Annotated in this window: 9 protein-coding genes; all 9 read right to left on the reverse strand. The window is 57.1% G+C overall.

The window, feature by feature from the left end:
- Positions 1-152: 152 nt before the first annotated feature.
- Positions 153-404 (reverse strand): hypothetical protein, encoded by a 252-nt coding sequence (locus AC2FPW_RS07120; RefSeq protein ID WP_480589179.1) that lies wholly within the window; start codon positions 402-404, stop codon positions 153-155.
- The gene (gene argE / locus AC2FPW_RS07125; protein ID WP_496812997.1) at positions 401-1,549 is read right to left on the reverse strand and encodes an acetylornithine deacetylase; all 1,149 of its coding nucleotides are present in this window, start codon (positions 1,547-1,549) and stop codon (positions 401-403) included. The genes AC2FPW_RS07120 and argE overlap by 4 nt, the downstream gene beginning before the upstream one ends.
- A 1-nt stretch (position 1,550) precedes the next feature.
- The gene (locus tag AC2FPW_RS07130; protein WP_496812998.1) at positions 1,551-3,620 is read right to left on the reverse strand and encodes an oxidoreductase; all 2,070 of its coding nucleotides are present in this window, start codon (positions 3,618-3,620) and stop codon (positions 1,551-1,553) included.
- Positions 3,621-3,728: 108 nt separating this feature from the next.
- The gene (locus tag AC2FPW_RS07135) at positions 3,729-4,664 is read right to left on the reverse strand and encodes a LysR family transcriptional regulator (RefSeq protein ID WP_480921041.1); all 936 of its coding nucleotides are present in this window, start codon (positions 4,662-4,664) and stop codon (positions 3,729-3,731) included.
- Between the two features lie 25 nt (positions 4,665-4,689).
- On the reverse strand, positions 4,690-6,186 hold the full coding sequence (locus tag AC2FPW_RS07140) for an aldehyde dehydrogenase (RefSeq protein ID WP_496813000.1): 1,497 nt from the start codon (positions 6,184-6,186) through the stop codon (positions 4,690-4,692).
- Between the two features lie 15 nt (positions 6,187-6,201).
- Entirely contained in the window at positions 6,202-6,876 is a 675-nt protein-coding gene (locus AC2FPW_RS07145) for a DUF1028 domain-containing protein (protein ID WP_480589171.1), read from the reverse strand.
- 82 nt (positions 6,877-6,958) lie between these two features.
- A complete protein-coding gene (locus AC2FPW_RS07150) occupies positions 6,959-7,375 on the reverse strand; it encodes a RidA family protein (protein ID WP_496813002.1) in 417 nt (138 codons plus the stop codon).
- A 23-nt stretch (positions 7,376-7,398) separates the two neighbouring features.
- The gene (locus AC2FPW_RS07155) at positions 7,399-8,676 is read right to left on the reverse strand and encodes a flavin-containing monooxygenase (RefSeq protein ID WP_480589169.1); all 1,278 of its coding nucleotides are present in this window, start codon (positions 8,674-8,676) and stop codon (positions 7,399-7,401) included.
- A 201-nt stretch (positions 8,677-8,877) separates the two neighbouring features.
- On the reverse strand, positions 8,878-9,114 hold a 237-nt coding region (locus tag AC2FPW_RS07160; protein WP_496813003.1), incomplete at its 5' end, for a DDE-type integrase/transposase/recombinase.

The following is a 9,114-nucleotide window of genomic DNA, read 5'->3' on the forward strand; positions in this document are numbered from 1 at the left end:
GAGCATATGCTCGGCCACAGGCTGTTGCAGCGTCCCGAACAACACGTCCTCGATCTCGTCTGACAAGGAGGACACACACAACCGGCATGCCCTTTTCGATGATCCAGCTGTCGCCCGGCCCATAGATTACGGTTTCGCCGGTGCCTCATTGGTCAGGCCACTTCACCATCCAGCAAAGTGGCATGTTCGTGGAACCTGTAAGTGACCCGGTACTTGCCGCGCGTAGCACTATATTGGCCACCGAACACAGGCGCGTCCGGATTACTTATGTCGAAACTGCCTGCGCATTTGATCTCGCCCTCAATCGTCTCCGAACCAATTGATTCAGGGCTGCCCCACAAATCCAATGCATCTCGTTTCATGTTCTGAAGATAGGGGGTTATAAGACGTGCATTGGTCCTCATGTTTTCAGGTCGTTCAAAATACGCTCCATCATCGCATCACATTCAGCCAATTGCTGAAGCGACAGGTATTCGTCGGGCTTGTGCCCCTGACCTTCCATCGAGCCCGGTCCGCACACCACGGTTGGAACGCCAAGCTTCTCAAAGAACCCCGCCTCTGTCCCAAAGGCAACTTTGGTGGTGGTGGTGCGTTGTGCTAGTTTTCGGGCATAGGTAACCACCGGATCGTCGTCCCTGACGTCTAGTCCGGGATAGGCGTTGTACTGTTCAACGTCGATCCGAGCCCCGCGCCAAGCCGCATGATAGGGTCTCGCCACACGATCCGCTGCTTGTTGAATACGGTCGAACAGGTCCTCGGCGCGATCAACAGCCAAGTGGCGGTATTCAAATGTCAGCTCCGCCCGATCAGGAACAATATTCAACGCCATTCCCCCCGAGAGTTTGCCAACATGAACCGTCGTATAGGGGATGGCATAAGCTGCGTCGCGCGCGCCGTTAAAGGCGAAATCATCCTGAAGCGCGCGCAATTCGGCCAGGAAATCAGATGCAAGATGCAACGCGTTGACAAACCGGGGTGCCAGCGCGGAATGGCCGTTTTGCCCATAGCAGGTGGCGCGCAAGGCCGCCTTGCCCTTGTGGCCAACCGCCACCTGCATTTCTGTCGGCTCACCCACGAAACAGGCGCGCGGTTGGCCGATCATTGACTTGAGTTGGTCCAGCATATGCTGAATGCCAACACAGCCCACCTCTTCGTCATAGGAAAGCACGATTTTCAAAGGTTCGCCCAGTTTGACCTGGGTCGCGCGGTCTGCCAGCGCCAGTATCGACGCGACATAGCCCTTCATGTCGGTGGTGCCTCGCCCGTAAACCTTGTCACCCTCACGGGTCAGGTGGAACGGATCACGAGTCCAGGGCTGGCCCTCGACCGGCACGACATCGGTATGGGCGGACAACAACACGCCCGGACCCACCGGGCCGGTTTCCGCGTATATTCCCGCCTTGGTGCCGGTTGGATCATCAATGCGGCGCACGGAAAACCCACGCGCCGCCAGATAGTCAGTGACATAATCGATCAGTTCGAGGTTGGACTTGGCGCTGACCGTGTCAAACCCGACAAGCCGATCAAGAATATCCAGAGTCTGCGTCATATCAGTCGACAGCCAGTTCCGTGATTTCACGGCGAAACGGCAAATCATCCCCGATATCCGGCGTATCGAGTTCACGCGCATAGCGGTGACCTGCATATGTCGCCCAGGCAATGGGCCCTGGCGCATTGGCATCACCGATCAGTTTGACGGTCTTGATCCCCGCATCGGCCCAGTCGCCTTTGCGGGCCATCAGGTCTTCAAAAATCTGGTCGTTGCCCACACGCGAGGCGACCATGACCACGGCATCCGCCTCGATCCGCCAGGTGCGGTCGGTATAGGTACAATTCGACACGACGTGATCGGGGTGGATTTCCGTGATGCCCTGGTTCAGCACGATGTCGACACCGGCCTCGACCAGACGCGGATGGATCGCGATCTGTTCCAGCGTGTTGTTGGTCCAGTCGCTGACATAGGCCGAAGGCGTCACCAGCGTAACCTGTGCCCCGTTCTTGGCCAGCAATTCGGCCAGAACGCCGCCCATGTAATAGTGGTCGTCATCGTAAACCACGACATGGCCTTCAGGAATGGTTCCGTCCATCAGATCGTCCGGGGTATAGATCTTGGCCCCTTCGGCGATCGGCATCGGCACAATGTGCTGACGCGCGACACCATCCCGACGCCATGTGGAGCCGGTGGCCAGACAGATGTTCTGAAAGCCAAACTCCAGAATGCTTTCGGCATCCAATTCACTTTCGAAATAGGTTTCGACATTCGGCTTCTGGCTGATCTGGTATTCCCGATATTCCAGAACGCGGCCCCAAGCACTGAGACCCGGCAGCTTGCGCTCTTTCGCGACGCGACCACCCAGAACGGTGGTGGCTTCGGCAATCGCCACGTCGTAACCGCGTTCGGCCAGGGCGCGCGCCGCTTCCAGTCCGGCAGGACCAGAGCCCACGACCAGTACGTTTTCACTATCGCCCTTCTGATTCATCCGTTCAGGGTGCCAGCCCTTGCGCCATTCTTCCATGAACGTGGGGTTCTGGGTGCAACGGCTGATCGACATGGTCATGTCGCCGGTGATGCAGATGTTGCAACCAATACATTCGCGGATATCGTCGATCCGGCCTTCTTCGATCTTTTTCGGCAGGAACGGGTCGGCGATTGAGGGGCGGGCGCAGCCGATCATGGTCAGAACGCCGGATTTGATCTGCTTGACCATCGTATCGGCCGAGGTAAAGCGGCCCACGCCTACAATCGGCTTGTCGGTCAGTTCCTGAATGCCGCGCACCAGGTTTTCCTGCGCCGATTCATCCTTGAACCGTGACGGGCCCGAGCAATCTTCCCAAGTGCCTTGCGCCAGATCCCAAAGATCCGGCAGATCTTTGTTCATCTCGATATAATCGCGCACCTCGGCGTTTGAGAAACCAAGTTCGCCAATGGTTTCGTCCAGACTGACGCGCAGGGCGATACCCATCGTGTCGCCCACAGCATCCTTGATATCAGCGATCACTTCCTGGCTGAATCGCGCGCGGTTTTCCAGGCTGCCGCCATATTCGTCTGAACGCTGGTTGGTGGCGCGGCTCAGGAAGTGCTGGAAAATGCCAAAGCCGTGGGCGCCGTACAGGTTGATGAGATCAAAGCCTGCCTCTTTCGAGCGTTTCGCCGCATTCACAAACCAACGGCGCAGATCGCGGATATCGGATTTCGACAACGCGCGCGCCTGAACCGGATCGTTGGTAAAGGTTCGGATCGGAAGCGCCGTGGGGGCCAGTGGCACTTCCTTGGTGTAGAGGTTCGGACCGTTGATGCCGGAATAGGCCAGCTGGATACCGGCGAGCGCGCCATGCGTCTTCATTTTCTCGGACATCTTGCGCAATTGTGGGATGTCCTTGTCTTCCCACAGGCGCAGTTCGATGAACGGGGTGATTTCCGATGTGTGGTGCATTTCGCACTGCTCAGTGAAGATAACACCCCAACCGCCTTCGGCCTTGATACCACGCATCTCAGCCGCAGCGGACGGGTCACGATACCCGCCACCGTTGCAGTGTGGCACCTGATAAAACCGGTTTTTTGCCGTGAGTGGCCCGATATTCACCGGTTCAAACAAGATATCGTAACGTGGGTCGCGCAATTTCGCCTCCTTCGCTCCTGACTTGTCAAGCAAGATACAGGTAATTGCGCCGCCCGAAAGTTGGGCTTGCGAAATCAACGGTTAGGTTTCGGCTAATTGTCGGTGCGCTTACTTCACTTTGCCTTCGATTCCCGGCAAGGCATTTTCCTTAATAAAGTCAGTACAGTAGGTGATAAACGATTTGACCGAAATCGTGTTCTCGGCATCTGTGGCCATCAGTAGTCCAAGACGCATCGGGCGCTCATCGCCCAACAGGGGAATGGTGCGCAGCGGTTTTCCGTCCGGCGACAAGTTGTTCAGGGGTTTGACATTGGCCAGTCCGAACCCGTAACCGTTCGCAACCAGACTGCGCATGACCGCCATATCCTTTGTTTTCTCGGCAATGAACGGCTTTTTGCCGATCTTCTGGAAGAAGGACAGGAAATAATCGGCACTGAAGGGCAAATCGAGCAGCACCATCGGATAATCGGCCAGCATCTCAACAGATACAAACGGGTGCTTGGCAAGCGGATGGCCCTCGCAAACCATTGCGTATGGGGGTAATTCAGCCAGCGAGACAAAGCGAAGGTCGGCAGGAATATCCAGATTATACGTAAGCGCGATATCAATTTCGGCCCTGCGAATATTGCTGAAAATATCAGCCTGGTTCAATTCGTACTGACGAACGCGCACCTCGGGGAAGGCATCCTCGAACTTGCGCCGGATGCTGGGCAGGATCAGCTGAGCAAATGTCGACAGGCATCCGACATTCAATGGACCCCGCGCAACCCCCGCGATATTGCCAGCCAAATCCATCAGACCTTCCGCTTCGCGCAGAACGGTATGTGCCTTGTCAAGCATCGCCCGGCCGGCCTGGGTCAATGATAAACCCTGTGCATGCTGCCGAACGAACAGGGGTAGCCCAAATTCCTTCTCGAGCTGAGAAATCGCCGCCGAAATCGACGGCGACGATACGTTGACCTTTTCAGAGGCAACCGCGATTGAGCCTGCCTCGCCGACCGCTACGAAGTATTCAAGCTGGCGCAAGGTGTATCTGATCGGCAAGTGCGGGCCCCTTTGATGGTCGGGATCAGGCCTTGTATTTGATCCACGTCGTTTTCAGAGCAGTATACTTTTCAAGAGAATGTAAGGACAAGTCCCGGCCAAACCCTGACTGTTTCATACCCCCGAAAGGCGTCTGCGCCGAGAGGGCATCGACAGTGTTTACCGACACTGTACCCACCGTCAACTTGTCGGATACCCGGCACGCGCGGCTCAGGTTATCCGTCCACACCGAGGCCGCCAAGCCATAGATCGAGTCGTTGGCCATCGCCACCGCTTCGTCTTCTGAGTCAAACGGAATAACTGACAGGACAGGGCCGAAGATCTCGTCACGGGCCAGCGGGTTGTCGTGCGAAACATCGTCAAAGACTGTCGGCTGGATAAAGTTGCCTTTGCCCGCAACTGTCACCTGCGCACCACCTGCAACGAGATTGGCGGTTTTCTTGCCTTCCTCGACAAACCGCATGATCCCCTGCGTTTGTTTTCTGTCCACGATTGCGCCCATTTTCGATGCTGGGTCCAGCGGGTCGCCGGGCTGCATGTTGGTGGCGCGCGCGATCAGTTTTTCGACAAATGCGTCCTTGATCGAGCGTTCAACATACAGGCGTGAGTTGGCCGAGCACACTTCGCCCTGATTAAAAAAGATGCCAAATGCTGCCATGTCGGCTGCCGTATCCAGATCCTCGCAGTCGGCGAAAACCAGATTGGGGCTTTTGCCGCCGGTTTCAGGCCAGACCTGCTTCAGGTTCGACTGGCCGGAATATTGCATGAACATCTTGCCGATCGCGGTCGAGCCCGTGAAGGCCAGGCAATCGACATCCATATGAAGACCCAGCGCGCGGCCAGCCGTGGCGCCAAAACCGGGTACCACGTTGAAGACCCCGTCGGGCACACCGGCTTCGGCCGCCAGCTCAGCAAGGCGCAACGCCGACAGGGGCGATTGTTCGGCAGGTTTCAACACGACCGAGTTGCCCGCAGCCAGCGCTGCGGCCCCTTTCCAGGTTGCCATGTCCAGCGGGAAGTTCCAGGGCGTCACCGCGCCGACAACCCCCAAAGGTACACGAGAGACCAGCGCCAGATCACCCGGCGCAGTTGGCGCAACCTCATCATAAATCTTGTCGATGGCTTCGGCGTACCACTGGAAGAAATGCGCCGATCCCGGGGCATCTATGGTCACGGCGTCGTTGACCAGCTTGCCCATATCCAGACTGTCCAGCAGCGCCATCTCTTCCAGGTTTGTGCGGATCAGGTTCGCCAGTTTCAGCAATATTTCTTTACGGCCACCAGGGGCCATGCGCGACCAACGCCCGTCTTCGAATGCAGCACGGCCAACTTCAACGGCGCGGTTGATGTCAGCCGCGTCCCCTTCGGCAACCTGCGCCAGAACTTCGTCGGTTGCCGGGTTGATGCAATCAAATGTCCTACCTGACGCGGCGTCGACGAATTTGCCGTTGATAAAGGCCTGACCCTTGATTTTCAGGTTTGCGGCACGGGTCTTCCAGTCTTCGTGTGAATGGTCCAGCATTCGGATACTCCCTGATTATTCGTCGCCCGGCACGCCGTATGAAGGTGCTTCGCGCGGATCAAGCGCGCGCTGGATATAGGCGTCAAGCTGCGGTTTGTAGATGTCCCAGGCGGTGGCGATGTTTTCGATCGGGCAGTCTTCGGTCCAGTCGCAACGCAGATCCGCCACCGGCCAACTGACCTTGTCAACGATCTTCATGCCTGCGGAATGCACCGGACCAGCCTCGCCACCTGCAGCCAGCGCCGCGCGCATGGCCGCGATTAGGCGATCACCGATATGACCCGATGCTGCAAGATACCCATCGACAATCGCCTGCGGCACGGTGTCATTGGCCAGAAGATTTCCGCCAGATGCAACATTTTCAGCCTGCGCCTGTGTCCAGATGCCCAACGAGTTTGGACCCGAATGGATTGCTGTCGTCCCGTTTGCGTCAACCGCCAGAACTTGCCTGTATTCGATGAACTTACCTCGCTTTACGACCTCTGCCACCGCGTCGGCTGCTGACAACCCCTGCTCCATCAGATCTAGCGTGAGCGGGCCAAGGCTGGGATCGGTGACATTCTGCGAGGCAACAGCGCCAACACCTGCACGCGCGAACGAGCAGCGGGCGGCGACGGCCGGTGAAGACGACGAAATCGCCAACCCGAACATTCCGGTATCGGGACAGCGCGCAACCAGAGAAAAAGTCATGAACGACTCCTGTGAAGAAATTCCAAACCGGGCCGCTCTGAGCAAGAGGAGAAAGGAGCCAGAGCGGCCCGGTCATCCCAAGTTAATCGGGAATAACTGCGGTTCCGTCTATTTCGACAAGCCAGTCCGGCCGTGCCAGAGCTTGCACGACAAGGCCGGTCGAGCAGGGATGCACACCTTTGATATACTCGCCCATGGTGCGGTAGACCGCTTCGCGATGGCGGACATCGGTGATGTAGACGACAACCTTTACCAGATGTTCCATCGAGCCGCCGGCTTCTTCGATCAGCTGCTTGATGTTTTGCATGACCTTGTGGGTCTGTTCGGCCGCGTCATGGCTGTCAATATTGACGGCGTCATCCAGGTTCTGCGGGCACTGACCGCGCAGATAGACGGTTTTGCCACCCTGGGTGACGACAGCTTGACACAGGTCGTTGTCCAGATTCTGTTCGGGATACGTGTCCGACGTGTTGAATTTGCGAATGCGTGTGTGCGCCATTTCGGTGTCCTGCTTTTGTTGGTTTATTCTGCCGCTGAAGCGATGATGGCAGCTTCGCCCTGATATTTGGCGTAAGAGCATTGAATCGCAATCTGGTCGGCCACGTATTTGGCGTCATGCCAAACACCCCAGAGGAAAGACGAACCGCGACGCGATTGCCAGGGCAGACCCAGGAAATAGACGTCAGGTGCCTTGGAAACCCCACGCTGGTGGATCGGCGCGCCACGCTCGTCAAAGGCGTCTTCCTTGAGCCAGTTGAAATCCTGACGGAAACCGGTTGCCCAGATGATCGTTTTCACGCCTTCTTCGGCCAGGTTAATACTGTTCAGCGGGTTTGCAAGGCTGTCCGGATCGGGATGTGCAGCGCGGGCTTCGGGCTCTTCCGGCAGGTCGATACCGGTGCGTGCGACATATGCGTCAGCCATGTCCAGAACTTCCATGTAGTTTGCGTCGCCCTTGGCCACGTTTTCCCGCAGGTCGCCCTTGAAGCTGAGAATACCATCGGCATAGCTTTCTGTCAGGCCAGTCAGGGTCACGCCTTCGTTGCCCAGACGGCGGAAATCCATGGTGCGCCCGCCATAGGCACCGCTAACTGAGATGGTCACGTGTTCAGTCCCCGGTGCAGGTGCCGCCATGTCCCACAGGCCCAGAACACCTAACCACCAAACGAAATCACGGCCGCGGTATCGACGCGGCGGGCGATCATGCGGACCAACCGACAGGAACACTTTGCGGCCCGCGCGATTCAATTCGTCCGCGATCTGTGCACCGGACGACCCGGCGCCCACAACCATGACGGCGCCATCGGCCAGTTGTTCAGGGTTCTTGTAGTTGAAAGAGTGGATCTGTTCGATGTCTTCAGAGCTTGGTACGATTGGCGGAAAAACCGGATGCTGGAACGCGCCGGTGGCCGCAACGATGCGGTTGCATTCAATCTCACCCGCGGTGGTTTTCACCAGAAAACCGCCCTTGCCGGGCTGGCGGGTTGCTTCCAGCACCTCGACACCTTCCCGGATCGGCGCCTTGATCATGGCAGCATAGTCAACCAGGTACTGAGCAAACCGGTCCTTGGTTACAAATTCATCAGGATCGTTGCCGTCAAACAGCATGTTCGGGAAGCGGTCATGCCAAGCGGGGCCGTTGGCCACCAGCGCATCCCAGCGGCCAGTGCGCCACGCTTCGGCCGTGCGGTTCTTTTCCAGCACGATATGCGGGACATTGTTGTTGCTCAGATGCTCACTCGCCGCGATACCGGCCTGTCCTCCGCCAACAACCAGCGTATCCGTCGTTTCAATCGTCATATCGAGATCCTCTATTAGGCACTTCGAGGGTCGCTACCCAAATGGGCGCATCCTTTTTGTAATCTTAGAAATCAACGACGCTTCTGAGAAATATGATCTCGTTAAGCATTGCTTGGGCTATGGCTAAGACCAGATCCCATTTTGACTAGGTTGGGTCGCAAACTTTTCGATGGACCAAAGTCAGCGTTATGCCAGACGCAGCTATTCTGCGATCTCAGCAGACATCCGAAAGCCAGAGGTCGCATCAATGGCGAATTGATTCTTCCGGATCATGTTGGCTACCTCAATGCCATCCAGTGTGGCTGAAGCTGATCTGAACGACTTGAACCCACGTAAGTGCCGCATGCGTCGTTTGATGAATCTGTGATCCTGCTCGATCATATTGTTATCTGGCATGAATGAGCTCGACGCTCCGATCAGAGGTTTTGAAGGCTTCGA

It is taken from the genome of Ruegeria sp. SATB027 (genome assembly GCF_059613825.1).

Bases quoted from the DNA above. Each gene is read 5' to 3' on its own strand.
- AC2FPW_RS07150 (WP_496813002.1), bottom strand. From the start codon at position 7,375: ATGGCGCACACACGCATTCGCAAATTCAACACGTCGGACACGTATCCC.
- AC2FPW_RS07145 (WP_480589171.1), bottom strand. From the start codon at position 6,876: ATGACTTTTTCTCTGGTTGCGCGCTGTCCCGATACCGGAATGTTCGGG.
- AC2FPW_RS07140 (WP_496813000.1), bottom strand. From the start codon at position 6,186: ATGCTGGACCATTCACACGAAGACTGGAAGACCCGTGCCGCAAACCTG.
- AC2FPW_RS07120 (WP_480589179.1), bottom strand. From the start codon at position 404: ATGAGGACCAATGCACGTCTTATAACCCCCTATCTTCAGAACATGAAA.
- AC2FPW_RS07155 (WP_480589169.1), bottom strand. From the start codon at position 8,676: ATGACGATTGAAACGACGGATACGCTGGTTGTTGGCGGAGGACAGGCC.
- argE (WP_496812997.1), bottom strand. From the start codon at position 1,549: ATGACGCAGACTCTGGATATTCTTGATCGGCTTGTCGGGTTTGACACG.